General features: G+C 70.2%; 15 protein-coding genes. 14 read left to right on the forward strand and 1 reads right to left on the reverse strand.

Annotated features, from left to right (window positions below):
• Positions 1-124: 124 nt before the first annotated feature.
• The 14 genes from G1H10_RS21360 (at position 125) to G1H10_RS21425 (ending at position 22,412) form a co-directional block, all read left to right on the forward strand.
• The gene (locus G1H10_RS21360) at positions 125-1,714 is read left to right on the forward strand and encodes a (2,3-dihydroxybenzoyl)adenylate synthase (protein ID WP_163741613.1); all 1,590 of its coding nucleotides are present in this window, start codon (positions 125-127) and stop codon (positions 1,712-1,714) included.
• On the forward strand, positions 1,711-3,147 hold the full coding sequence (locus G1H10_RS21365; protein ID WP_163741529.1) for a salicylate synthase: 1,437 nt from the start codon (positions 1,711-1,713) through the stop codon (positions 3,145-3,147). Before G1H10_RS21360 ends, G1H10_RS21365 begins: the two co-directional genes overlap by 4 nt.
• Positions 3,144-4,733, forward strand: a complete 1,590-nt coding sequence (locus G1H10_RS21370; protein WP_163741531.1) for an ABC transporter substrate-binding protein — start codon at positions 3,144-3,146, stop codon at positions 4,731-4,733. The genes G1H10_RS21365 and G1H10_RS21370 overlap by 4 nt, the downstream gene beginning before the upstream one ends.
• On the forward strand, positions 4,730-5,683 hold the full coding sequence (locus G1H10_RS21375) for an ABC transporter permease (RefSeq protein WP_163741533.1): 954 nt from the start codon (positions 4,730-4,732) through the stop codon (positions 5,681-5,683). Before G1H10_RS21370 ends, G1H10_RS21375 begins: the two co-directional genes overlap by 4 nt.
• The gene (locus tag G1H10_RS21380; RefSeq protein ID WP_163741535.1) at positions 5,671-6,477 is read left to right on the forward strand and encodes an ABC transporter permease; all 807 of its coding nucleotides are present in this window, start codon (positions 5,671-5,673) and stop codon (positions 6,475-6,477) included. Before G1H10_RS21375 ends, G1H10_RS21380 begins: the two co-directional genes overlap by 13 nt.
• A complete protein-coding gene (locus G1H10_RS21385) occupies positions 6,477-8,159 on the forward strand; it encodes an ABC transporter ATP-binding protein (protein WP_163741537.1) in 1,683 nt (560 codons plus the stop codon). The genes G1H10_RS21380 and G1H10_RS21385 overlap by 1 nt, the downstream gene beginning before the upstream one ends.
• A complete protein-coding gene (locus G1H10_RS21390; protein WP_163741539.1) occupies positions 8,156-10,009 on the forward strand; it encodes an ABC transporter ATP-binding protein in 1,854 nt (617 codons plus the stop codon). Before G1H10_RS21385 ends, G1H10_RS21390 begins: the two co-directional genes overlap by 4 nt.
• Entirely contained in the window at positions 10,006-11,829 is a 1,824-nt protein-coding gene (locus G1H10_RS21395; RefSeq protein WP_163741541.1) for an ABC transporter ATP-binding protein, read from the forward strand. Before G1H10_RS21390 ends, G1H10_RS21395 begins: the two co-directional genes overlap by 4 nt.
• Positions 11,830-12,154: 325 nt before the next feature.
• A complete protein-coding gene (locus G1H10_RS21400) occupies positions 12,155-15,838 on the forward strand; it encodes a LamG-like jellyroll fold domain-containing protein (protein WP_216853520.1) in 3,684 nt (1,227 codons plus the stop codon).
• A 122-nt stretch (positions 15,839-15,960) separates the two neighbouring features.
• A complete protein-coding gene (locus tag G1H10_RS34685) occupies positions 15,961-16,995 on the forward strand; it encodes a LacI family DNA-binding transcriptional regulator (RefSeq protein ID WP_216853521.1) in 1,035 nt (344 codons plus the stop codon).
• A 130-nt stretch (positions 16,996-17,125) separates the two neighbouring features.
• Positions 17,126-18,373 carry a sugar ABC transporter substrate-binding protein gene (locus tag G1H10_RS21410; protein ID WP_163741618.1) on the forward strand — a complete coding sequence of 416 codons (1,248 nt, stop codon included), beginning with the start codon at positions 17,126-17,128 and terminating at the stop codon, positions 18,371-18,373.
• Positions 18,374-18,613: 240 nt separating this feature from the next.
• Complete coding sequence (locus G1H10_RS21415) at positions 18,614-19,600, forward strand: carbohydrate ABC transporter permease (protein ID WP_163741543.1); 987 nt, start codon at positions 18,614-18,616, stop codon at positions 19,598-19,600.
• Positions 19,597-20,415 (forward strand): carbohydrate ABC transporter permease, encoded by an 819-nt coding sequence (locus tag G1H10_RS21420; protein WP_163741545.1) that lies wholly within the window; start codon positions 19,597-19,599, stop codon positions 20,413-20,415. Before G1H10_RS21415 ends, G1H10_RS21420 begins: the two co-directional genes overlap by 4 nt.
• 8 nt (positions 20,416-20,423) lie before the next feature.
• Complete coding sequence (locus tag G1H10_RS21425) at positions 20,424-22,412, forward strand: glycoside hydrolase family 127 protein (protein ID WP_163741547.1); 1,989 nt, start codon at positions 20,424-20,426, stop codon at positions 22,410-22,412.
• Between the two features lie 82 nt (positions 22,413-22,494).
• Here the strand turns inward: G1H10_RS21425 and G1H10_RS21430 are convergent, their stop codons facing one another.
• Positions 22,495-26,430 carry a S8 family serine peptidase gene (locus tag G1H10_RS21430; RefSeq protein WP_163741548.1) on the reverse strand — a complete coding sequence of 1,312 codons (3,936 nt, stop codon included), beginning with the start codon at positions 26,428-26,430 and terminating at the stop codon, positions 22,495-22,497.
• Positions 26,431-26,525 lie beyond the last annotated feature (95 nt).

The raw sequence follows: 26,525 nt of genomic DNA on the forward strand, positions 1-26,525 counted from the left end.
TAAGAAACTGCCACAATCCACCCCTGTACCCCGTCTGGCGTAACCTGGACAAGAATGATAATCCTTTCTATTACGACTTCACGATCGACGGCAAGTGGCTGTCCTTGAAGAAAGGCGGACGACGTTGCTCGATGGCTGCGTCCCTTGGCCGGCTGAGCTGGCCGAGCGCTACCGACAGGCCGGCTTCTGGCGCGGCGAGACCCTCGATGACCTGCTACGACGCCGCGCCATCGAACGGGGAGACCGGCCGGTCGCCAGCGATGCGACACACCGCCTCAGCTACGCCGAGCTCGACGACGCGGCCTCCCGCGTCGCCACGGCGCTGTCCCGCGCGGGGATCGACCCGCGCGACCGCGTCGTCGTACAGCTCGGCAACACCGTCGACTTCCTGACCGTCTTCTTCGGCCTGCAGCGCGCCGGTGCGATCCCCGTGCTCGCATTACCGATGCACCGCCGCAGCGAGATCACCCACCTGTGCGGACTCTCCGGCGCCACCGGATACGTGATCCCCGGTCACCACCCCGGCTTCGACTACCGCGGCCTGGCCGGCGACGTCCGCGCCGCGCTGCCCGAGCTGAAGGTGCTCATCGCCGACGAGCTCGCCGCGCCGTCGCCGAGCCGCAACGCCGAGTTCCCGCGGACCGACCCTTCGGACGTGGCATTGATGCTGGTGTCCGGCGGGACCACCGGACTACCCAAACTCATCCCCCGCACCCACGACGACTATGTCTACAACCTTCGGGCCAGCGCCGAGACCTGCCGGCTCAGCGGCGACGACGTCTACCTGGCCGCGCTACCGGCGGCGCACAACTTCGCGCTCGGCTGCCCGGGTGTCCTCGGCACCATCGACGCCGGCGGCGCCGTCGTGCTCACCGATATCGCCGCGCCGGACGAGGCGTTCGAGACGATCCAGCGAGAGCGGGTCAGCGTCACCGCGCTGGTGCCGCCCACCGCGCGGATGTGGGCCGAGGCCACAGCCTGGTCGGATGAAGATCTCTCCAGCATGCGGCTGCTCCAGGTGGGCGGGGCGCGCCTGCTGCCCGAGCACGCCCGGCTGGTCACCGACGCGTTCGGTCCGGTGCTGCAGCAGGTGTTCGGGATGGCCGAAGGGCTGCTGAACTTCACCGAGCCCGGAGCTCCGGAGGAGATCGTCCTGCATACCCAGGGCCGGCCGCTCTCGCCCGCCGACGAGATCCGGGTGGTCGACGAGAACGACGACGACGTCGCGCCGGGCGACGTCGGCCAGTTGCTCACCCGCGGCCCGTACACGCCACGCGGCTACTACCGGGCACCGGAGCACAACGCGGCCTCGTTCACCGCCGACGGGTACTACCGCACCGGTGACCTGGTCCGGGTGACCCGCACCGGCCACCTCGTCGTCGAGGGCCGGGTCAAGGATCAGATCAACCGCGGCGGCGACAAGATCGCCGCAGCCGAGGTCGAGGAGCACCTCGTCGCCCACCCGGCCGTGGCCGACGCCGCCGTCGTCGCCACCCCGGACGAGTTGCTCGGGGAGCGCAGCTGCGCCTTCGTCATCCCTGCTCCCGGCGTCACGCCGCCGGACCGCGCTGAGCTGGCCGCGTTCCTGTCCGACCGCGGCGTGGCCGCGTTCAAGATTCCCGACCGGGTCGAGGTGGTCGAGTCGTTCCCGGTCACCACGGTCGGCAAGACCGACAAACGGGCGCTGGCCGAACGGATCGGGGCGACGGCATGAGGAGCGACCCGGTCAGCGCGTGGGCGTCGGCGGTACCCCGGCTGGAGCACACCGTCAAGGCGGCGGCGCCGGACGACCCGGCCGAGGCCGCCGTCCGGCTGGCCGGCGCGGGCCTCGCCGAGGAGTACGCGGTCTACGAGCGCGCCGGCACCTGGTACTTCGCCGCCGGTCCGGGCGCCACGCTGACGGTGGACTCCCGGCTACTACGGATGACGGCCGACGGGCACGCCTGGACCACACCCACCGCCGGAGAGCCGCTGGCGCGCGTGGCCCGGGCCGTGCACGCACTGGAGTATCCGAGCTGGCGCTGCCACGGCTGGGCCGCGTTCGAGCTCGCCCACCTGCTGCACGGCGACGCGGCCGCGGCGGGCACGGAACCGCTGCTGCATCTGATGTTCCCGCTGGTCGACGTGGAGCTGACCCCCGGGCGGGCGCGGATCCGGGGTGCGACGCCGGCCTGGGTGCACCGGGTGCCGGACCTCCTCGCCCCTCCCGGGGCGACGTCCGCCGCCGCGGAGCCCGCCCTCCCCGCCACGGAGTTCTCCCTGTCCAGCGCGGAGTTCTCCGTCCCCGCCGCGGACCCGAAGCCCTACCACCGCGCCGTGGCGCACACCGTCGACGACATCCGCGACCGGCGGCTGGAGAAGGCGGTGCTCTCCCGGGTGGTTCCGCTGCCGGACGAGCCGGAGCTCGACCTGATCACGTCGTATCTCACCGGCCGGCGCGGCAACACGCCCGCCCGCTCGTTCCTGCTCGACACCGGCGGATGGCGTGCCGCCGGATTCAGCCCGGAGACCGTCGTCGAGGTCGACAGCGACGGGCGCGTCCGAACCCAGCCGCTGGCCGGGACGCGCGCGTTCGGCCCCGACGCCACCGAGAACCTGCGGCTGCGCGAAGAGCTACTCGGCGACGCCAAGGAGGTGCACGAGCACGCCATCTCCGTCCGGCTGGCCGTCGATGAGATCGGGGCCATCTGCCAGGGCGGAAGCGTGGCCGTCACCGAGTTCATGTCGGTCCAGGAACGCGGCTCCGTGCAGCACCTGGCATCGCGCGTGACCGGCCGGCTACGTGACGGCGAGAACGCCTGGACGGCGCTGGCCGCCCTCTTCCCCGCCGTCACCGTCACCGGCGCGCCGAAGCCCGCGGCGCTGCGGGTCATCCGCAGCCGGGAGAGCGAGCCGCGCGGCCTGTACGGCGGCGCCGTCCTGATGGCCGAGGGCGACGGCTCGCTGGACGCGGCGCTGGCCCTGCGCACCGTGTTCCAGCGCGGCGGCCGCAGCTGGCTGCGGGCCGGCGCCGGCGTCATGAGCCAATCCGTTCCGGACCGGGAGTGGGAGGAGACCTGCGAGAAGCTGCGCAGCATCGCTCCCCACCTTCGAGCCCGGCGGACCACCCGACGGACCCACCCACCCATCGATAAGGACCTGTCGTGACCCGTTCCCTTCCTTCCCGCCCCGTCGTCCCCCGGCCGCTGAGCCGCCGGGGATTCCTGTGGGGCACGTTCGGACTCGCCGCCGCCGGAGCCGCGGGCGGTGTGCTCACCGGCTGCTCGTCGGACAGCACCGCCGATGCCGGGACCGACCCCAGCGCCACCCCTTCGGCCGGTGGCCGGCTGCGGCTCGGGGCGGCCGGGGCCGCGACCGAGACGCTCAACGTGCTCACCGCCACGGCGATCACGGACTACATCTCGATCCACGCCCTGCACGACCCGATGGTGTCGCTCGCCGGCGACGACATCGAGCTCCGGCTCGCGGAGTCGATCGAGCCCAACGCCGACGCGACCGAGTTCACCATCCGACTCCGCCCCGACGTCACCTTCCACGACGGCCGGCCGTGCACCGCCGACGACGTGCGCTACTCGCTGGCGGCGCTGGCCGACCCGGAGCAGAGCCCGAACTTCAGCCAGTACTACGCCGATCTCGACGCGGCGAACCTGACCGTCGTCGACGCACGCACACTGCGGCTCCCCCTGCACCGCCCGCGGGCGGACTTCGTCGAGGGCGGGCTCGCGACGTTCTCGTTCGTCTTCCCGGACGGCACGTCGGGCGACCAGTGGGAGTCCGGCATCGGGACCGGACCGTTCCGGCTGGCGTCGGGCACCGGCGACGGACGGCTGCTGGAACGCAACCCGGACTACTGGGACGGCACCGCGATGCTGGACGAGGTCGACATCGTCGCCATCGCCGACGCCGAGACCCGGCTGAACGCGCTGCGCGGCGGCGAGATCGACTACGCCCACGCGGTCAGCGCGGCCGGGGCGGCGGGCGTCGAGAACGACGCGGCGCTCACCATCGTCCGTGGCGGTGCGGCCAACTCGCAGGCACTGACGTTCGAGATGAACACGGGTCTGCCGCCCTTCGACGACCCGGACGTCCGGCTGGCGATGAAACTCCTGGTCGACCGGCAAGCGCTGATCGACACCGTCCTGTTCGGCCAGGGCGTCGTCGGCAACGACATCGTCGGGCATGACCTGGTGGGGTTCAACTCCGACCTCGCCCAGCGTGAGCACGACGTCGAGCGGGCACGGGCGCTGCTCAGCGGCGCCGGCGTCAGCGAGGTCACGCTGCGGGTCGCCGAGCTGGCGCCCGGCCTGACCGACGCCGCCGATCTTCTTGTCGAGCAGGCCGCCGAGGCGGGCCTGACCGTCACGGTGGAGAGCGCCGATCCGGCGACCTACTTCGCCGACTTCGAGACCCTGATGAGCACCCCCTTCCAGGCCATCCCGTGGGTCAACCGGCCGGCCGCGACGCACATCGCCGCCTTCACCGGCAGCGCCGGTGGTTTCAACGTCACCGGCGTGGGCGGAGAAGAGTACGACGGCCTGCTCACCCGGATGCAGGCCACCGTCGACCCCGACGACCGGCAGGCGGCGCTCGACGAGATCCAGGCCTACCTGTGGGAGCACGGCGGCGACCTGGTCTGGGGATACGCCGAACAGCTCGACGCGGTGGCCGCCGGCGTCGACGGCCTGCGCTATTCGCAGTCGATACCCCTGCTCGATCAGGTCACGATGGCGTGAGCGGACGCGCCGCGAGCCTGTCCCGCCGGCTGCCGCGCCACCTGGCGCCGGCGGCGCTCGTGCTGCTGGTGGTGAGCTTCGGGCTGTTCCTGGCCGTGGAGATCCTGCCGGGCGATCCGGCCAGTCAGGCACTGGGGATGAATGCCGAGCCGGAGCGGACGGCCCGGCTCCGGGCCGAGCTGGGCCTGGACCGGCCGCCGGCGGAGCGCTACCTGGACTGGCTGGGAGGCCTGCTGACCGGAGATTTCGGGATCAGCGCGCTGACCCGGCAGCCGGTCGGGCCGGTGATCGCCGAGCATGCCGGCCGCAGCCTGGTGCTCGCCGCCGGAGCGCTGGCCATCGTCGTGTGCGTCGCCGTCCCGGCGGGAATCCTGGCGGGATCCCGGCCCGGGACGGCCGGTGACCGGGCGACGTCGCTGGGCGCGCTGGCGCTGCTGTCCGTCCCGGAGTTCGTCCTGGCCACGCTCCTGATCACCGTCTTCGCGCACGGCTTGGGCTGGTTCCCGCCGGTGTCGCTGGTGAGCGGCGGCTCCGGTGCCCTGGCCGAACCGGCCAAGCTGGTCCTGCCGACCGTCACGCTGGCCGCCGTCGCCGGGTCGTTCACCGCGCGTCTGGTCCGCGCCGCCGTCGCCGAGGCGGCCGGGTCCCCGCACGTGGAGGCCGCCAGGCTGGCCGGCATCCGGGAACCCGCGGTACTCGCGCGCCACCTGCTGCCCTCGGTGCGCGCCCCGATCGCCCAGGCCCTGGCTTTGGCCATCCCGTACCTGGCCGGTGGCGCGCTCGTCGTGGAGACCGCGTTCGGGTACCCGGGCCTGGCCGCGCTGGTGGCCGAGGCCGCCGCCAACCGGGACGCGGTTCTGCTCGGCGGCGCCGGGATGCTGCTGGCCGCCGTCGCCGTCACCGGCTTCTGGCTGGCCGAGCTGGCAGGGAGGCCCCAATGGTCCGGCTGACGCCAGGCTGGCTGCTGGTGGCCGCGCCCGGCGTCGTCGCCGCGACCGTCGCGCTGGCCGGGCCGCTCGTCGTCGACGATGCCGCCACGGCCTCGCGCGGGCGTCCGTTCCTGCCACCCGGCCCGGGAATCCCCCTAGGCACCGACCACCTCGGGCGGGATGTGTGGTCGATGGTGCTCGACTCCGGGTTGACATTGATCGTGCTCCCGCTGGTGGCCACGGTGATCGGCACGCTGATCGGTGCGTCGCTCGGGTTGCTGACCGGCTGGCGGCACGGTGCGCTCGGTGCGCTCGCGGTGCGGGCCAGCGAGCTGTTACTGGTGGTGCCGCCACTGCTGATCACCGTGCTGGCGCTGAACGCGGCGAGCGGGTCCGGCACGGCCGTGCTGATCGTGGTGGTGGCGTTGCTGGGCGTCCCGAGCACCATGCGGTTCACCCGGGCGGCCACCTCGGCCGTCGTCCATCGCGGCTACGTGGAGCATGCGGTGGCGATCGGCGAACGCACCCCGACGCTGCTGGTGCGGGAGGTGCTGCCCACGGTCGCCGCGCCGGTGCTCGCTGACGCCGGGCTGCGCCTGGTGGGCGCGATCTACGTCATCGCCTCGGTGAGCTTCCTCGGGCTGGGTGGCTCGGCGCTGGGGCACAGCTGGGCGGGGATGGTCGCCGACAACGTCGTCGGCGTGCCGCTCAACCCGTGGGCGGTGGTGGCGCCGGCGGTCGGCATCGTCGCCGTCGTGGTCTCGGTCAACCTGGTGGCCGACCGGCTCGCCGACACGGCCCGGAGGTCGGTGTGATGAGCGACGTCGTCGTCGTGGAGAACCTGACCGTCGGGGCCCGCACCGGACCCGTGCTCAGCGACGTCTCGTACCGGCTCGGCGCCGGCGGGAGGCTGGCCATCGTCGGCGAGTCCGGGGCCGGAAAGACCACGCTGGCGCTGGCCGCGCTCGGCGTGGTCCGGCCGGGGCTGCGGCGGCAGGCCGGCACGGTCCATCTCACCGGCCGCGATCTCTTCGCGCTGCCGGAGCGGGCCCGCCGCTCGCTGCGCCGACACGCCACCGCATGGCTGGCGCAGGACCCGGCCGCGGCGCTGACACCCACCATGCCGGTCGGGCGGCAGATCGCCGAGTTGCTCGAGTCGCCGTCGCCGGCTCGGGTCGCCGCCCGGTTGCGCGCGGTCGACCTCCCGGACGACGAGGAGTTCCGCCGACGCCTGCCCGGCCAGCTCTCCGGCGGGCAGCAGCGCCGGCTCGCGCTGGCGCGGGCGCTGGCGGCCCGGCCGCAGCTGGTCGTGCTGGACGAACCGACCGCCGGGCTGGACACGGTGACCAGCCGCGCCGTCGTCGCCGAGATCGAACGGTGGCAGGCGGAGCTCGGCTTCGCGCTGCTGGTGGTGACGCACGATCTGGAGCTCGCCGCCCGCGCCTGCGACGAGTTGCTGGTGCTCCACGACGGGCGGGCGGTCGACACCGGCCCCACCGTGGAGGTCCTGATCTCGTCGCGGCAGGAGTACACCCGGCGGCTGGTCGACGCGTATCCGGACGCCGAATCCGAACCGTCGTCGAGCCAACAGCGCCGGGCCACGACCCGACGGGCCGGAGCGCAGATCGGAGACGGGTCGCCCACCACGCCCTCGTCCACGGACGGCCGGCCGGTGCTGCGGGCGGACGACGTCCACGCCGGTTTCGGCACCACCGGTGTGCTGCACGGCGTCTCGCTCGACGTCGCGGCCGGCGAGTGCGTGGCGATCATCGGCGCCAGCGGGTCGGGCAAGACCACGCTGGCCAGGTCGATCGTCGGGCTGCATCCGCCCAGCGACGGCCGGATCGTCATCGACGGAACCGCCGTCGCCCCGCACGCCGCCGGACGCGGCGCCAGCGAGCGGGCGGCCGTGCAGCTCGTCCCGCAGGATCCGTTCGGCTCGCTGCACCCGCGCCGCTCGGTGCTGGCCTCCGTCGCCCGGCCCGCGCGGCTGCTGCACGGCGAATCGCGCACGCGCGCCGCCGGCATCGCCGCCGAGCTGCTCGAACGGGTGGGCGTCGGCGCGGCGGACGGCCGCCGTCGCCCGGCCGAGCTGTCCGGCGGGCAACGCCAGCGGGTCGCCCTGGCCCGGGCGCTGGCGGCCCGGCCGTCGGTGCTGATCTGCGACGAGGTCACCTCCGCCCTGGACACTACCGTCGCGGCGGCCGTGCTGGACCTGATCGACCGGCTCCGCGACGAGCTGGGCGTCGCCGTCGTGTTCATCACCCACGAGCTCGGCCACATCCGGCGCGTCGCCGACCGGGTGGTGGTGCTCGACGCCGGCCGGGTCCGCGAGAGCGGCCCCACCGCCGACGTGTTCGACCGACCGCGCCATCCGGTCACCGCGTCACTGGTCGGCGCCGTCACGTCGCTGCGGGCGACGTTGGCGACGGCGCCGCCGCCGCGGCGCGGCCCTGAGACTGCACACCTGTCCACACCGCTGGGAGGAAACCCGTGAGCGTCGACACCTCCGAATCCGTCTCCCCGACCCCATCGGAGACCGATCCGCCGCCCGAGCCCGACCCTGGCGGCGGCGCCGGCACGCTGCAGACGCGGATCGCCGCGCTGCTCCCGTTCGCCCGCGACGACGCCGGCCGGTACATCCTGTCCGCCGTCCTGGCCGTGCTGGCCACGCTGTGCCAGCTCGGCCCGTTCTACGTCATCTACCTGGCCGTGCGCGGCGTCGTGGACGGCACGGCCGGCGCGGACGACTTCTACGGCTACGCCTGGGCCGCGCTCGCGCTGGTGGTCGGGCAGTACCTCTTCCTGGGTCTGTCCACGTCCATCTCGCACCGAGCCGCGTTCGGCACGCTGTTCCGGCTGCGGATGCGGATCGGCGAGCGGCTGGGCCGGGTGCCGCTGGGACGCGTCACCGGGAAACGGTCCGGAGAGATCCAGCGCACGCTGTCGCAGGACATCGAACGCCTGGAGCTTTTCCTCGCGCATGCGATCCCGGACCTGGTCGCCGCCGTCGTCGTGGTGCTCGCCAGCACCGTGTGGATGCTCGTCGTCGACTGGCGAATGGCGCTCGCCGCGGCCGTCTGCGTCGTCGCCGCCATCGCTCTGATGAGCCGCGGCGTCGCTCGCAGCCAGCCGCTCATGGGCGGCTACATGGCGTCGATGGGCCGGATGAACGGCTCGATCGTCGAGATGGTCCGCGGGCTGCCGATCGTGCGGACGTTCAACCGCACCGGCGAGACGTTCGCCGAGACGCAGGAGGCGATCCACGCGGCCGCGAAGTATCAGGCCGACTGGGGACGGGCCTTCCTCCCCCTGTTCACCGCCTTCTACACGGTCGCCGCGGCCACCGTGGTCACCATCGTCCCGGTCGGCCTGCTGCTGTGGTCCAACGACGCCATCGACACCCCCGAGCTGCTGTTCTTCTTCGTGATCGGGCTGGGCTACGGGACGCCCGTCGTCAAGCTGCTCGACTTCAGCGCCAACATGTCCCACCTGACCTACGGGGTCCAGCTGATCAACGAGCTGAAGGACGCCGGCGAGCTGCCCGAGGCGGACCGCGAGGCGGAGCTGCGCGACTCCTCGGTCGAGTTCGACGACGTGAGCTTCCGGTACGACGGCGCCGAGCGGGACGCGCTCAGCGGCGTGTCCTTCCACGCCGAGCCGGGCACGGTGACCGCGCTGGTCGGTCCGTCCGGCGCGGGCAAGAGCACCGTGGCCCGCTTGATCTGCCGGTTCTTCGATGTGGACGCCGGCTCCATCCGGGTCGGTGGGACGGATGTCCGCCAGATCCCGTTCTCGCAGCTCATGCGGCACGTCTCGTTCGTCTTCCAGGAGACGTTCCTCTTCGACGACACCGTCGCCGCCAACCTGCGGCTGGCCCGCCCGGACGCCACCGACGAGGAGCTGGAGAAGGCCTGCCGCTCGGCGCGGGCACACGAGTTCATCGCCGCGATGCCGGACGGCTACCAGACCCGCATCGGCCAGCACGGCGCCCGGCTCTCCGGTGGTGAGCGGCAGCGGCTCGCCATCGCCCGGACCCTGCTCAAGGACACCGAGGTCGTCGTCCTGGACGAGGCCACCGCCTTCGTCGATCCGGAGAACGAGGTGGCCCTGCAGGACGCGGTCGACGCGCTGGTGGCCGACCGCACCGTCATCATCGTGGCGCACCGGCTGTCGACCATCGTCGGCGCGGAGCAGATCCTCGTCGTCGACGACGGCCGGATCGTCGAGCGCGGGCACCACGGCGAGCTGGTGGCCGCGGACGGCCTCTACGCCACCATGTGGCAGGCGTTCCAGGCCGCCGAACAGGTCGCCCTCGGCGACGCGGTCCACCAGGAGCGCCCATGACAGCGCAGCATCACGACACCCAGCAGGAGGATGGCATCCCCATGACCACCACCGCCGCCACCCAGCCCGCGTTCTACACCGGCACGGTCCGCACCATCTGGCGGCTGTTCGGCCCGCACCGCCGCGCGTTCGCCGTCGCGCTGGTCACCCAGGTGCTGATGGCGATGGCTGCCGCCGTCCCGGTGGTGACCCTGGTGTGGGCGGTGGAGCGGATCCGGACGGACACGCTCGAGGGCGGTCAGGTCTGGCTGGCCATCGGGCTCGTCCTGGCCGGCGTGGCGGGTCAGTACGTCTTCGGCTACATCAGCAACCGGCTGGCCTGGACGGCGACGTTCTACGGGATCGGTCAGGCCCGCACCGACACGCTGAAACACGTGCAGCGTCTCCCGCTCGGCACCGTCCGCGACCGCGGAACCGGCGACGTGTCCACGGTGCTCACCAGCGACATGGAGGCGGTCTCCACCTACGCCCACAGCGGCCTTCCGACGTGGTTCCGCGCCGTGTCGCTGCCGGTGTTCATCGTCGCCGGGCTGCTCACCGTCGACGTGCCGATGGCGTTCGTGGTGGCGGCCAGCGTCGCGGCCTCGTTGCCGCTGTACAAGTGGACGTCCCGCTATCTCGGCCGGCAGTCGCTGGAGCGTGGCAACCTGATCGCCACGGCGAACGACCGTGTGATCGAGTACGTGCAGGGCATCGCGGTCGTCCGGGCCTTCGACCGGACCGGCTCGCGGCTGAACTGGTTCCACGACGCGGTCGCCGACGTCCGGCGCATCAACGAGCGGCTGACGGTCAAGCTGGTGCCGGTGGCCCTGCTGACCATGGTGATCGTGGAGCTCGGCATCCCGTCGACCATCGGCGCGCTCGGCTACTGGTACGCCGACGGACGCATCGACGCCGGGACCGTGCTGATCTTCCTCGTGCTGGTGCTGCGCGTCTACCCGCCGCTGCTCCAGGTGGTCGGCAGCGCGGAGCAGTCCCGGATGGCGGAGGCGGCGCTGCGTCGCATCGGGGCGATCCACGATCTGCCGCCGCAACCGTCTCCGACCGAGGTCGGGCCCGGTGTGAGCGAGCCGTCGATCCAGCTCGACGACGTCACGTTCGGTTACGTACCCGGCCAACCCGTGGTGCACGGACTGTCCCTGCAGGTGCCGCCGAAGACGATGACGGCCCTGGTGGGGCCGTCCGGCGCCGGTAAGAGTACGGTGCTGGCGCTGATCGCGCGGTTCTGGGACGTCGACGACGGCGCGGTGCGTCTCGGCGGCGAGGACGTCCGCGACCTCACGCCGGAGCAGGTGTTCGACGCGATCACGGTCGTCTTCCAGGACGTATACCTGTTTCAGGGCACCATCCGCGACAACATCGCTTTCGGCCGCGAAGGCGCCACCGACGAGGCCATCGAGGGCGCCGCCCGCCAGGCTCAGGCGCACGAGTTCATCACCGCCTTGCCGCAGGGGTACGACACCCCTGTGGGTGAAGGCGGGGCCTCGCTGTCTGGCGGGGAGCGCCAGCGCATCTCCATCGCCCGGGCCATCCTGAAGGACTCCCCGATCGTCCTGCTCGATGAGGCCACCTCGGCCCTGGACCCGATCAACGAGCAAGCCGTCCAGCAGGCCTTCGCCGAGCTGGTCCGGGACCGTACGGTGGTGGTCGTCGCCCACCGGCTCAGCACCATCCGGTCGGCCGATCAGATCGTCGTCATGGACGGCGGGCGAGCGGTGGAGCGCGGCACGCACACCGACCTCCTCGCGGCCGACGGCCGCTACGCCCGGCTGTGGGCCGAGCGCGAACGCGCCAGCTCCTGGCGACTTGCAGCCTCGTAGTCCGGAGCGCCCCACTCCCGTAGTGATCATGAACACTTTCCGTTCCCATAGCACGGTTAGTGTTCATGATCATCGGAGGTGCGGCGGGGAGATGGGTATTGACGGCTGCGTTGTGAGCGCTCACAATGGTGCGCCAAGAACGTACGCGATTCGCCCGGCCTACCCCCGCTTTCCATGCAGCGGTGAATCGAGCACAGTGTCGAACCGGTTCGACAACCACGGGCCGGAACGGGAGAGAGAAGGGAGAGCACGCACGATCCCGCACCCCCACGGTGCGAGGCGGACATGCGACGACGACACATACATCAACGCAGGAGCAGCAACGATGGTGCAATTGAGACCGGAGCGAACCCGCAACGGTGCCTGTTCGACCACGCTGGTCACGATGTTGAGCACGGGCCTGGTAGCCGCAAGCCTGGTCACCGTAGGTTCCGTGCTGACGGCGACGGCGGCCGAACTGCCCGAACCAGTCGTGCACTACGACTTCGACAATGACGATCTTGCGTCCGGAACCGTCACCGATGCCTCCGGCAACGGACTCGACGGCTCGCTGGTGAACGGTGCGACCGCGGAACTCATCGACGGCAGCGACGATGGCCAGGCACTGGAGCTTCCCGGAGGCGCGCAGAACTCCGGCGGCGCGTATGTCGCGCTGCCCCGCGAGGTCCTCGGCGACCACGCCGACCTCACCGTCTCGACCCGGATCAGGTGGGACGGGACGACGGCTCCCTGGCAGTGGATCTACGCGCTGGGACAGAACACGACGCGGTACCTGTTCAGCACGCCGTACAACGGCGACGGCGATCTGCGCACCGCGGTGACCATGTCCGGCGCCGGCGGCGAGGCGCAGGTGACCGGATACGCGGCGCTCCCGGCCGACGAGTGGAAGACGCTGACGGTGACACTGGACGCGGACGCCGACCGCGTCACCACGTACCTCGACGGCGTCGCCGTCGGGTCCGCCTCCACGAACGTCGCCGCTGACCAGCTCATCTCCGGCAACGCCTCGATCGCCGGGTACATCGGGCGCTCGTTCTACCCGGACCCGTTGTTCGACGGCGCGATCGATGACTTCCGTGTGTACGCGCAGGCACTCTCCGCCGAGCAGGTCGCCGAGCTGGCGGGGGCGGATCTGCCCGCAGTCACCGGCCTGGAGCAGGATACCTTCGACGTGCGGACCGCGATCGGCACGGCGCCGGAGCTCCCGGATGCGGTACGGGCCCAGTTCTCCGACGGCTTCGACCGGGACCTGCCGGTCGAGTGGGCGGATATCGACCCGGAGGACTACGCCGATCGCGGCACCTTCACGGTGGCCGGGTCCGCGGGTGAGTTCCCGGTGACGGCGAACGTCACGGTGGTCCGCGAAGGCGAGATGGTGATCGATCTGGCCGAGAACACCGGCGAGTTCCACGGCGGCGCCACCGGCAGCCTGTACGGGCTCTACGGCGACGGCCTGCCGACGGACAACATCATCGAGGGCATGAACGTCCGCACCGTGGCCACCAAGGGCCAAGACGGAGCGCAGCATCCCGGATCGGACGCGCTGGAGGTGGTCAAGCCGCTGGCCGACGCCACCGACGGCGACATCTACGTGCGGACCACGGACTTCTACCGTGGTTTCCCCTACCAGTGGCCGGGCGACACACCCGAGGAGAGGCTCTCCGGCTACTGGGAGGTGCTCGAACGTCAGCTCGACCAGATCGCCGAATTCGACCCCGAGTACCTGGACAACATCGTCATCGAGCCGTTCAACGAACCCGAAGGCAACATGTTCGGCACCGGCCAGTGGAGCTACAACGGCGTCAGCTGGCTCAACGACCCCACCGACTACTTCGCCGCATGGGATCACGCCTACGCGATGATCAAGCAGAAGCTCCCCGGCGTCCGCATCTCCGGTCCGAACACCAGCGTGCTGTACAGCCAGGTCAAGGGCTTCCTCGAGCACGCTGTCGAGGCCGGCACCGTCCCGGACATCATCACCTGGCATGAACTCAGCCACCCCGAGCAGGTGCGCACCAGCGTCCAGCGCTACCGGGGCTGGGAGGCCGAGGTGTTCGAAGGGACGTCGCACGACGGCGTCGAGCTGCCCATCAACGTCAACGAGTACGCCTTCAACTACCACACCTCCGTTCCCGGGCAGATGATCCAATGGGTCTCGGCGATCGAGGAGTCGAAGATCGACGCGATGATGGCCTTCTGGAACATCAACGGCAACCTCTCCGATACCGCCGTCCAGGCCAACCGCGGCAACGGTCAGTGGTGGCTGTTCAACGCCTACAGCGCGATGACGGGGCACACCGTGGAGGTACGTCCGCCGTTCCCGGGCGAGAACTACACCATGCAGGGCGTGGCGACGCTGGACGAGGACACGGCACAGGCCCGGGCGCTGTTCGGCGGTTCGGACGGTGCCGGATGGATCCAGTTCGACAACGTCCCCGCGGACCTGTTCGGCGACCGCGTGCGAGCCTGGATCCGCGAGATCCCGTGGACCGGCCAGATCGGCGACTCGGACCGGCCGAAGGTCGTCGCCGAGCAGACGGTCGAGGTGACCGACGGTTCGGTCGCGTTCGACTTCGGCGGCGATCTGCCCGAGCTGGAGGCGTCGTCGGCGTACGAGATCGTGCTGACACCCGCCGGCGACGGTGAGCCCACCGCCGAGCAGCCGAACGTCTGGGAGGCCTCGTACGAAGCGGAAGACGCCGAGTACACCGGCTCCGGGTACAGCGTGAACGGACCCGAGGGCTCGCCGTCCGACGTGTCCAAGTTCTACACGTCCGGCGGCTTCAACGTCGGCGGTCTTCGAACCGGTTCGGACGGTGTTCTCGACTTCACCGTGGAGGTTCCTCAGGACGGCGAGTACGACCTGAGTGTCTTCGCCAACTCGCTGAACACGTACAGCCTGGTGCAGGAGCAGGGACCGACCAATGTGTTCCTGCGGGTCGACGGCGAGGCGGAACAGGAGCTCTTCCTGCCGCTCGGCTACAAGTGGGTGGTGTGGGATCACGTCGACACCACGGTCGATCTCACCGCGGGCACCCACACGATCTCGCTCGCGGCGCAGAGCCTCGACGGATCCGGCGCCACCCAGGGCGACGCGCTGATCGATCGGATCACGCTGGCGCTGCCGAACCCGGATGCGGCGAGCGCCGTGTACGAGGGCGAGCTGGCGCAGCTCGACGGCGCGGAGCCGGTGTACCGGCACCGCCAGTTCGACCGGCACGGTGTCTCCGGAGCAGGTGCCGTCGAGGTATCGAAGGGCGACGTCGCCACGTTCTGGGTGTATTCGGCCGAGGACGCGGAGTCGACCATCACGACGCATACGCTCGGTGCGGGCACGGCCGAACTCGCGGTCAACGGGCACGACGTGGCGCGACTGAGCCCGAAGTCGTCGTCGGTCGCGGTCTCCCTGTCCGGCGGGATCAACAAGATCACGGTCACCGGACAGTCCGGGGCGTTGCTCGTCGACCGGATCGAGGTCGAGCCGACGACGGGCGCGCTCACCACCGTCGAGTACTCCGCCGACGACGCCGAACTCGCCGGATCGGCGGAGCTGACGTCGCTCAGCCTGGCCAGCGACGGTGCCGCGATCAGCGGCATCGGCGGCGAGCCCGGCAACCAGAACACGGCATCGTTCGAGGTCACGGCCGACAAGCCCGGGCTGTACGCGATGCGCATCCGCTACTCCAACCCGGAGCAGTCCGAGGCGTCTCACTACAACCCGAACCCGATGGCGCGGCGGGCGGACATCTCGGTCAACGGTGCCGAGGCGGAGAGCGTGCTGTTCCCCGGGACGTTCCACAAGAACAACTTCTGGGAACTCACCGTCCCGGTCGAGCTGAGGAAGGGCACGAACACCGTCACGTTCGCGTCCGAGGAGAAGCCGAACTTCGACGGCGAGACCTACAGCGACGACCTGTGGCCCGGCATTCACCTGCGCGCGCAGTACGCGCCGGTGATCGACAAGATCTCGGTCGCCGAGTTCAGCAGCTCGCGGCTGCCGGCGCCGTGATCCGGTCCGGCTGATCAAGACACGGCCGCCCGGGCCGACGAGCACCGCTATACCCCGGCCCGGGCGGCCTATCCATCGACTAATGTCGAACCGGTTCGCAGCAGGAGCAGGAGGAGGAGATCGTGGTCACCATCGGCGATGTGGCACGGGCCGCCGGAGTGTCGCGCAGCACGGCGTCGTACGCACTGTCCGGCAAACGCGCCATCTCCGCGGAGGTGCGCCAGCGGGTCAACGACGCGGTCCGCAGCCTGGGTTACACCGCCAACGCCGGCGCGCGTGCACTCGCCACGTCGGAGACGAAGGTGATCGGCTTGCTCGCCCAGTTCCTCGAGGACGAGTTCGCGCCCGCCATGTTGCAGTACATGCTCGGGGTCTCCGACACCGCCCGCGAGCTGGGCTACGACATCCTGCTGGCCACGGAAGCCGACGGCGCCCGGGCCTTGCGCCGCATCACCGATTCCCGGATGGTGGACGGCGTCGTCCTGCTCAACGTGGCCCAGGAAGACGACCGGCTGGACATCCTGCGCGACGCGCCGCAGCCCGGCGCGCTCGTCGGACTGCCGGGTGACTGTTCCGAACTCGACGTCTTCGACCTGGACTTCGAAGAGGCGGGCCGGATGATGGTCGACCACATGCACGCGCTGGGGCACCGCGAACTCATCCTGGTCTCGCAGCCGCAGCACGTGGTGGAACGGGGCGGCGCCTATGTGTGGCGGCTGCAGGACGCGGCGCTCGAACAGGCCCGGGTACGCGGCATCACACTGCATGCGATGTACGGCGAATCGCGGCAACCCGCCGTCGGCCAGACCCTCAACGACCTGCTCGACGCGTATCCCGGCGCCACCGGGCTGCTGCTGAACAACGAGGCCGCCGCCGCGGCTCTCCCCTCTGTGCTGCACACACGCGGGCTGACCGTGCCGAAGGACCTCTCGGTCATCGGCCGCTACTCGGACGAGTTCGCCCGGCTGTTCTCGCTGCCGTTCTCGTCGATCGAGAGCGCACCGGACCGGCTCGGACGGATGGCCGTACGTCAGCTCGTCCGCCGCATCGAATCGCCCGAGGGGCGCAACGAACCGTATGTCGTCCGATTCGTCTCCCCGGAGCTCGTCGACCGGGGTAGCACGGGCGTCCCCGGCCCGTCACGTGCCGACACGTGACGCCGGCCATCCTGCTCAGACACGCACAACAGTTCTTCCCGCGCGGCCACCGCACATCCGGTCGGGCGCACAGATGTTCACACGTTCAAGGAGGAATACCGTGAGACGTCACTCCAGCACCACACTCACCATGACCACCGGAGCCGCGTTGCTCTGCCTGGCCGCCGTGTCGGCCTGCTCGTCCGATGGTGACGACAACGGCGACAGCGGTGGCAGCGGCGACACCACCTCGGCCGGAGGCACCTACACCTGGTGGGACCCGTACCCGCAGCACGACGACTCGTCCGACTGGGCACAGCGGGTGGCGACCTGCGGCGATGAAGCCGGCGTGACCATCGATCGCACGCCGTACGACACGACCGCCCTCACCAACCAGGCGTTGCTGGCGGCGCAGGAGGGCACGTCGCCGGACTTCATCCTGCTGGACAACCCGGCCGTCTCGACGCTCGCCGACACCGGGATGCTCACGACGATGGAGGAGTTCGGCTTCGACACGTCGCAGATCGACGAGAACCTGCTGGCGGCCGGCGTCGTCGACGGTGAGGCATACGGGATCCCGATCGGGGCGAACACGCTGGCGATCTACTACAACCAGCAGATTCTCGACGACGCGGGGGTCGACCCCGAGTCGATCACGGACTGGTCGTCGCTCACCGACGCCCTGGACCAGGTGGTCTCCGCCGGGCACAAGGGGATCACCTTCGCCGCCATCGGCACCGAGGAGGGGTCGTTCCAGTTCCTGCCCTGGTTCTGGGGCGCCGGCGCGGATCTGCGCGATCTCGGCTCTCCCGAGGCGGCCGAAGCGCTGGAGTTGTGGACCGGCTGGCTGGACGCCGGCTACGCGCCCAACTCGGTCATCACCAACTCCCAGAACACCACCTGGGAGGAGTTCCTCACCGGCGACTTCGGTTTCGTCGTGAACGGGACATGGCAGGTCAACAGCGCCGCCGAGGCAGGCTTCCCGACCGGTGTCATCCCGATCCCGGCGCAGGATGGTGGCGGCGCCCCGGCACCGACCGGAGGTGAGTTCATCATCGCGCCGGTTCAGGAGGACGCCGAGCGATACGAGGTCACCAGCCAAATCGTGGAATGCATGACCACGCCCGAGGGCCTGGTGGAGACCGCCAACACGTTCGCCTACTACATTCCGCCGACGGCCGAGGGCCAGGAGGCGCTGCTCGAAGAGAACCCCGACCTCGAGCCGTGGGTCGAGGCGGTGCGCAGCGCGAAGGGCCGCACCAGCGACGACCTCGGGACCGACTACCCGTTGATCTCCGAGGCGATGTGGACCGCGGTGCAGAACGCGCTCAGCGGGTCGATGAGTGTCGAGGAAGCGCTGAGCCAGGCACAGGCGGATGCTCAGGCAGCTACCGAGTAGCAGGCGTTGGTGGTGGGACGGAATCCGTGGTGGTTGAGCTGGGATGGTCGGGCCGCGGAGAGGGGGATCTTCCCGGCCTCGCCCGCGGCGAGGTCGTCGCGGGGCTCCTCCCACGCCGATGCCCGAGCCTACCCTGGCCGGGAAGATCCCCCTCTCCGCTCGGTCAGTCTGTGCTCACGTCGGATTCCGTCCACCATGCGCGTCCACGACTCGGTAGCAGATGAACAAGGAAGAAGTGTCATGAGAACGACTGCGAAGACCGTGGGAGAACCTCGGAGCGCGGGTGACGCGATAGACGTCGCACCGTCTGCGGCACCACGCGGGGGATCAGCAGTTCTGCGGCGGGTGCGTACGACGAGGTGGGCGGCGGTGGCGTTCGTGGCGCCGCTCATCGTGTACCTGCTGCTGTTCTACGCGTATCCCCTGTACCGGAATGTGGAGCTGAGCCTGCACGACTACACGCCGCGGGCGTTCGTGCAGGGCGATCCGGAGTTCGTCGGGTTCGACAACTTCGCGGACGTCATCAGCTCGAGCGCGTTCGGGCTGGCGTTGCGGAACACCGCCGTGTTCACGCTGGTGTCGATCACGGTGCAGTACGCCATCGGGTTGGCGCTGGCCGTGTTCTTCCGGAACAACTTCCGGCTCTCCGGGGTGCTGCGGGCGATGTTCCTGGTGCCGTGGCTGCTGCCGCTGATCGTGTCGGCGTCCACCTGGTCCTGGATGATGAACAGCGAGAACGGCATCATCAACTCGGTGCTGGGCGCGTTCGGCATCGGTCAGATCAACTGGCTCACATCGCCGGAGTGGGCGCTGGCGTCGGTGACGATCGCGAACATCTGGCTGGGTATCCCGTTCAACCTGGTCATCCTGTACTCAGGGCTGCAGAACATCCCTGATGACCTGTACGAGGCGGCCGCGCTGGACGGGGCGAACGCCTGGCAGCAGTTCTGGCGCGTCACGTTCCCGCTGCTGCGGCCGGTCTCGGCCGTGACGCTGTTGCTGGGCCTGATCTACACGCTCAAGGTGGTCGACGTCATCTGGGTGATGACCACGGGCGGACCGGGCAACGCCTCGACCACGCTGTCCATCTGGTCCTATCGGGAGGCTTTCGGCACCGGGCAACCCGAGTTCTCCCCCGCGGCCGCGATCGGCAACCTGCTCATCGTCATCGCGCTGGTCTTCGGATTCGTCTATCTGTACCTGCGGCGGAGGGAGGATCGGGCATGACGCGACGACGCACATGGTGGAAGACCGCACTCGGCGTCTTCTTCACCGCGCTGATGCTCTTCCCCGTCTACTGGATGTTCAACGTGTCGCTGACCAAGACCGGCGACATGCGGGCGGACCCGCCGCACTGGTTCCCGTGGGATCCGACGTTCGAAGGTTACGCGAACGTGTTCGACCAGCAGCTGGCGAATCTGGGGACCAGTCTGGTGATCGGGCTGGGCTGCGTGCTGCTGACGCTCGTGATCTCGGCGCCGGCCGGCTATGCACTGGCCAAGCTGCTGCCACGCGGCGGCGGTGGGATCGCGTTCCTGCTGCTGGTGGCGCAGATGATCCCGAGCGTGGTGATGGCTATGGGGTTCTATGCCATCTACGTCCGGCTGGGCTGGCTGAACACCGTGTGGGGGCTCATCGTGGCCGACTCGACCATCGCGGTGCCGTTCGGGGTGCTGCTGTTCACCGCGTTCATGTCCGGGATCCCGCAGGAACTCATGCATGCCGCCAAGGTCGACGGCGCGAGTACCTGGCGGACCTTCCAGTCGGTGGTGCTGCCGGTCAGCCGGAACTCGGTGCTGACGGTTTCCTTGTTCGCGTTCCTGTGGGCCTGGTCGGATTTCATCTTCGCGTCGACGCTGAACCGCAACGGCGACATGATCCCGATCACGCTCGGCATCTACAACTACATCGGCAACAACACCACGCAGTGGAACTCGATCATGGCCACAGCCGCTGTGGCCTCGGTCCCCGCGGCCATCCTGCTCATCGTGGCGCAGCGCTACGTGGCCGGCGGCGTCACCGCAGGAGCCATCAAGGACTAGGAGTACGCGTGACAGTACAAGAGACGGCTACCGGTACCGATGCGACCGGAGGCCGCCCGGTGATTCCCACTCGCGGTCGGCAACGCCCGCTCGGTCTGCACGAGGTGCAGCTCGACAGCGGCTTCTGGGCGACGCGGCAGGCGACCAACGCGGCCGCGACCTTCGACCACTGCGAAAGCTGGATGGAGCGGTTGGGCTGGCTGGCCAACTTCGACCGGGTCGCGAGCGGTACGACGGGCCGTGACCGGCCTGGCTGGTCGTTCTCCGATTCCGAGGTGTACAAGCTCATCGAGGCGATGTGCTGGGAGTTCGGCCGGACCGGCGATCCGGCGCTGGACGCGGCGATCCGTCGGCTCACCGAGCGCATCGGACGCGCTCAGGACGGCGACGGGTATCTGAACACCTGCTTCGGCCACGCGAACCAGCCGCCGCGGTACAGCGACCTCGAGGAGGGCCACGAGCTGTACAACACCGGGCACCTGCTCCAGGCGGCGGTCGCCCGGCTACGCACCTCGGGGCCGGACGAGCTCGTCGAGATCGCGCGCCGGGCCGCCGACCACGTATGCGAGACGTTCGGGGCAGGCGGGCTGCAGGGCATCTGCGGCCACCCGGAGATCGAGCTCGGTCTCGCCGAGTTCGGCCGCGCGCTCGGCGACGGCCGCTACCTGGACCAGGCCCGGCTGTTCCTCGGCCGTCGCGGACACGGGACGCTGCGGGACATCCCCCTGGGTCGTGCCTACTTCCAGGACGACGTACCGATCCGCGACGCCGATGTGCTCCGGGGCCACGCGGTGCGCGCGCTGTACCTGACCGCCGCGGCCGTGGACGTGGCGGTGGAGGACGACGACCGTGAGCTGCTGGAGACCATCGAGCGGCAGTGGGAGCGCACCGTCGCCCGGCGGACCTACCTGACTGGCGGCATGGGTTCTCGTCACCAGGACGAAGGGTTCGGCGAGGACTGGGAGCTACCGTCTGATCGCGCCTACAGCGAGACGTGCGCCGGCATCGCGTCCATCATGCTGTCCTGGCGGCTCTACCTGGCCACCGGCAACGTCCGATACGCCGACCTGATCGAGCGCACGTATGCCAACGTGGTGGCCACCTCCCCGAACGCCGACGGGCGGGCGTTCTTCTATGCGAACCCCCTGCACCAGCGGACAGCCGGGAACGTGCCGGACGACGGAGCGGTCAGCCCGCGTGCGGAGAGCGGTGCCCGCGCACCGTGGTTCGACGTCTCCTGCTGCCCGACGAACGTCGCCCGCGCGCTGGCCACCTGGCACTGCTACGCGGCGGCCGCCGCCGACGGTGAGTTGACGCTGCTGCAGTACACCGGCATGCGCATCAACGCGGACATCGGAGACGGGCGGCGGCTCGGCGTTGCGGTCCAGACGGCTTATCCGGATGACGGGCTCGTGACGGTGCGAGTGCTGGAGGCGCCCGCGGATGCCGTGACGCTGAAGCTGCGTGTCCCGTCGTGGGCCGACGGCGCCGTCGTCGAGGAGAACGGAGCACGACGCGTCGTCGAGCCCGGGTTCGTGGCGCTGCACCGCGCGTTCACCAGCGGCGACGAGATCACGCTTCGGCTGCCGATCGCGCCGCGTTTCACCTGGCCTGATCCGCGCGTCGACGCGGTGCGCGGCTGCGTCGCCGTCGAGCGCGGGCCGCTCGTCTACTGCGCGGAGTCGGTCGACCTGCCGGACGGAATCGGGCTCGACGACGTCGTGGTGGACACCGCCGTCGAACCCGTCGACCGGGACGGCCGCGTGGTACTGCACGGCATCCGCCGGGGCGCCGCCGAGCCGGGGCCGGCCTGGCCGTATGGCAGCGCGCGGGCGCAAGGCATCGGTGCCGGCCAGAGCGCAGCCACGGCGACTGACCGGCGGGCCGCTGTGCCGACCGGCCAAGCGCCGGCCATCGAGCTCGTCCTCGGTCCCTATCACCAGTGGGCGGAACGCGGTCCGACGGCCATGCGGGTCTGGCTACCAACCCGCCAATGAAAGAAGACGACATGGTGGTCGCTGTGGCGACCACCATGTCGTCTCGTTCCCAGCCTCACCGGCGACTCGCGGCTACGTGTCGTCAAGATAGGGCGTAGGCGCGTTCGAGGACCTGCGTGGTGCTGTTGCCGGCGTCGTCCCACGCCTCGACGCGCAGGCTCACGTAGCCATTCGTGCCGGCCAGCTTCGGATGGTTGGCCCGGACCCGGAACCCGTGATCGCGCGGCATCGGGATGGTTCGTGCCTCCTGCCAGGTCACGCCATCGTCGTAGGACAGTGACACCCGCACGCCCGCTACCTGGGCCGGGCCGGCGTAACCCTTGGCCCGATCGGTGCGCACCACGAAGTTGAACGCCGATCCGGCCCGGGCGCGATTGGACGTGTCCAGCGGGAGATCGTAGCCGAGCACGATCACGGGGAGAGCCGCGCACGCGTTCGCACCCGGCAGCAGGTCACGGCAGCCCTCGATCTCCAGCTCCGACGGCGCCCCGGATCGGAAGGTCCAAGCCGTGTGCATCCGGGTGCCGAGCAGATGCTCGTCGTCCGGCGTCGCCTCGGCGACCTGCTCGATCCGGTACGTCGCCGGTTCCGGGACCAGGAGCAGTTCGGTGCGGTCGATGCGCTCGTCGTTCCGGTACGCCGTGTAACTCGTCAACGCCCGCCCGGATCCGGCGTGGGTCGGATCGGCATCGCCGGCCGTGCTCGGCGCGAACCTCAGGATCGCGTCGGAACGGCAGAAGTTGCACGGCAACGTGGTGTAGCCGGACGGATGGTTGGGCGCCTTGAACCAGCTCAGATCGGTACGCTCGCCCGGCTCATATGCGGTCTCGCCGCCGTTCATCCGCAGCGCCTGGAAACCGCGGCTGGATGTCACCTGCTGGAATTGGCGCAGCTCCGGCCCGGCCGTGACGTAGTCGGTCCGGACGGTGGGCTGCCGCACGTTGGTGATGTAGCGCAGCGCGCCGCCTTCCCACGCCTCGTACACCGACAACGCGTCACCGCCGAGCCGGTCCGCCTCGCCGTGGAAGGAGTTCTCGATCACGGCCAGCTCGGAGCGGTCGACAGAGTAGGTCAGGTCGGATGGGATCGCGTCGTCCTCCGCGGCCCGGAGGGTGTACGTGTAGGAACTCTCCTCGACGCCCGTCAGCCGGATCCGGGCATTGCCGTCCGCGATGCGTTCCCGGAGCTTCGCGCCGTCCTCATACGTGCCGCCGATCACCGGCAGCGTGTTGTCCGAGCCGACCGTCACCGAGACCACGCCCGGAGCATCTGGCACCACCAGCATCGCCGCTGCGCCCTCGGCCGAGGCGACGCTCGCCTGCTCGGCGACGTACCGCTCGCCGGCCTCGACCAGAACCACCTTGCCAGTGGCGTCCACACCCGCGTAATCCTCGGCGCGACCACGGCCGACGTCCACCGCCTCCAGCCGTTGCGTACCGTCGAAGCGGCCGCTCCATTCCGGGGTGACCGTGAACAGGTCGTCCGCGGGCGCCTCCAGCTCCGCGTGGATCAACGGCTCGCGCAGCGTCGTCAGGGCCGTCATCGACAACTCACCCACCGGCGGCCCCTCGGCAGGGATCGCTCCGTACCTGGCGTCGGTACCGGCGCTGTCGGCTAGCGACGTGAAACCGGTGAACACTCCGTCGGGCGTCCAGCGATAGATGCTCCGCGTGAGTTGAGTCGGTTCGAGCGGGCGGTTCTCACCGTCGACGTCGAACGTCACGTCGACGGCCGCACGGGCGTCGACCGTCACGGTCCGGTCGCCGTCCACACCGGCGGCGCTCATGGCGAAAACGTCCGCGCTGTAGAGGTCACCAGGGCGGCCCGGGTCAGAGGTCCGGACGTTGCCGTGGATGCCGTACGTGCCGGGTGGCACGTCGAAGACCGCGCGCCCGGAGTCGTCCAGCCGGTGCGAGTCGTAGAACCGCTCCGGATCCTCCAGATCCTGCACGATCACGTTGCCGTCCAGCGGGACGTTCCCGAACCGGTCCACGGCATCCACGGTGAGCCGGTACGACGGGCCGTCGATCGCATAGGCCACCGCGGTGGCGACCTCGCTCCCGTCGGAACCCTCGGCACGAATGTGACCGGTGAACTCGCCCCACGAGCTGACCACCGGATCCAGTACGAGCTCAACCTTCGCGGTTCCGCCCGCAGGCACCTCGACGGTCTGTGCGGAGAGGGTGAGCGCGCCGTCGCCGGCCGGTTTTCCGTCGTCGTCGACATCGACGACGAGCCGCAGCGTCACGTCGGCGTCGCCGGTGTTGGTGTAGGTGATGGCTCGGGTGTCCGCCGCATCGTCGTCGACCATGGCGAAGTCGACCTTGCCGGTGGCGTAGAGGCCCTGGCCCGTGGCCCGCGCGGCGTCGACCCGCCCCGAGCCCTGGTGGAAGAGCTCGTTTCCGGCGTCGAACGACGTGCTCATCAGCGCATCCTTGAGCTGCTCGGCGTCCCATCCCGGGTGCTTCTGGACGAGCATCGCCGCTACGCCGGCGACGTGTGGGCTGGCCATCGACGTACCGCCATGCGCCAGGTAATGCTCCCCGACGGGCACTCCCGGATAGGGATCCGTCCCCTCGGCCCAGGCCGCCACGACCGGGTTGCCGGGTGCGGCGATCTCCGGCTTGAGCGCACCGTCGCCGCGTCGCGGCCCGCGGCTGGAGAAGTCGGCCACGGCGTCGTCGTTGTCGACCGCGGCAACGGCGAGGGCGGAGTCCGCGGCGGCAGGCGAGCCCACCGTCGAGTCGCCGGATCCCATGTTCCCGGCCGCGACGACGAATAGCGTGCCGGTCTCCGCGGTGAGCGTGTTCAGCGCCTCGCTCATCGGGTCCTGGCCGTCGGACGGGAAGAAGGAGCCTAGGCTCATGTTGACGACGTCGGCGTTCGACGCCGCCCACTCCATGCCCGCGATGATCCAGGAGCTCAAACCGTTGCCGTAGTCGTCCATCACCTTCCCGACGATCAGATCGGCACCGGGTGCCACACCGGCGTAACGTCCGTCGGACGCGGCGCCGGACCCGGCGATCGTCGACGCGACATGGGTGCCGTGACCGCCGCCGTCCTGCACTTCAACGCCGGGTACGAAAGTGACCGCATCCCGGACCTGGCCGGTCAGGTCCGGGTGTCCTTGGTCATAGCCGGAATCCAGCACGGCGACCGTGGCACCGGAACCGTCGTACCCGGCCTCCCACGCCTGCGGCACACCGAGCTGTGCGCGGCTGTCGTCCAGGAAGGTGGTGACCTTACGGTCCAGCCACACCTTGCCGATCCCGGCGGACAGGGTGGTGGCGCGCTCGCGACCGGTCGGCGACTCGCCGCGCACCTCGTTCCAGAAGTCCTCCGCGGATTCTTTGTCCACGTCCACGGCCGCCGCGTTGATGCTGCTCAACCCGCGGGGCTCCGAATCGGTGGCGGGCAGCTCGGAGGTGCGGCGAACAAGGGTCTCGGGATCGGGGTGTTTCGCACCGTTCGCACCGTCACGGCGCGTCGTCGGCGGTTCCTCGTACGTCACGATCACCGGCAATTCGTCGGCGTCGGCGTCCGAGTAGCCGTTCTCGGCAAGATACTCGACGTTGAACAGCTCGCGGTCGAGGACGTCAGCGTCCACCAGCGGCTGGGCTTGATCGGGAATGACGTAGAGCCCGTCCGGGCCGGTGAAGACGTCGACGTTGCCGGTGTGACTGTCCGGGTCTCGTTCGACGGTGATCGACGGGACCGCCCCACCGCCGTCGCGGTAGAGGACCGCATCACCGGTGATCAGAGTGATCCGCACGGTGTCATCCGGGTCGCCGCCCGGCATGCTTGCCGATGCCGGCGCGGCCGCGGGCGTCAGCGGTGCCGGCTGGACGACACCGGCATTCCGGCCTGTCCCAGAATCCGGATCCGGCGCTGCATGGCTGCCGGTCACGGCCACGCTGATCGACAGCATGAGCACCGCGATGCTCGTCAGCGCCGGCCGTCCCCTTGTGTACCGGCGGCGCCGCGAGTCCAGACGCGCATGGATCGGTGCGTGGTCCACTGAGCCCTCCCAGAGTCGGATCCGGATTTCGGGTATGCGCAGTCCAGCACCGGATGACAGGTATGTCCATACATGTACGGTGGCCATATTGGGCA

The sequence above is a fragment of the Phytoactinopolyspora halotolerans genome (assembly GCF_010550675.1).
Taxonomy (GTDB): Bacteria; Actinomycetota; Actinomycetes; order Jiangellales; family Jiangellaceae; genus Phytoactinopolyspora; species Phytoactinopolyspora halotolerans.

Excerpts from the sequence above, each read along its gene's own strand:
- G1H10_RS21365 (WP_163741529.1), top strand. The coding sequence starts at position 1,711 with ATGAGGAGCGACCCGGTCAGCGCGTGGGCGTCGGCGGTACCCCGGCTG.
- G1H10_RS21420 (WP_163741545.1), top strand. The coding sequence starts at position 19,597 with ATGACGCGACGACGCACATGGTGGAAGACCGCACTCGGCGTCTTCTTC.
- G1H10_RS21380 (WP_163741535.1), top strand. The coding sequence starts at position 5,671 with ATGGTCCGGCTGACGCCAGGCTGGCTGCTGGTGGCCGCGCCCGGCGTC.
- G1H10_RS21415 (WP_163741543.1), top strand. The coding sequence starts at position 18,614 with ATGAGAACGACTGCGAAGACCGTGGGAGAACCTCGGAGCGCGGGTGAC.
- G1H10_RS21410 (WP_163741618.1), top strand. The coding sequence starts at position 17,126 with ATGACCACCGGAGCCGCGTTGCTCTGCCTGGCCGCCGTGTCGGCCTGC.
- G1H10_RS21395 (WP_163741541.1), top strand. The coding sequence starts at position 10,006 with ATGACAGCGCAGCATCACGACACCCAGCAGGAGGATGGCATCCCCATG.
- G1H10_RS21400 (WP_216853520.1), top strand. The coding sequence starts at position 12,155 with ATGGTGCAATTGAGACCGGAGCGAACCCGCAACGGTGCCTGTTCGACC.
- G1H10_RS21385 (WP_163741537.1), top strand. The coding sequence starts at position 6,477 with ATGAGCGACGTCGTCGTCGTGGAGAACCTGACCGTCGGGGCCCGCACC.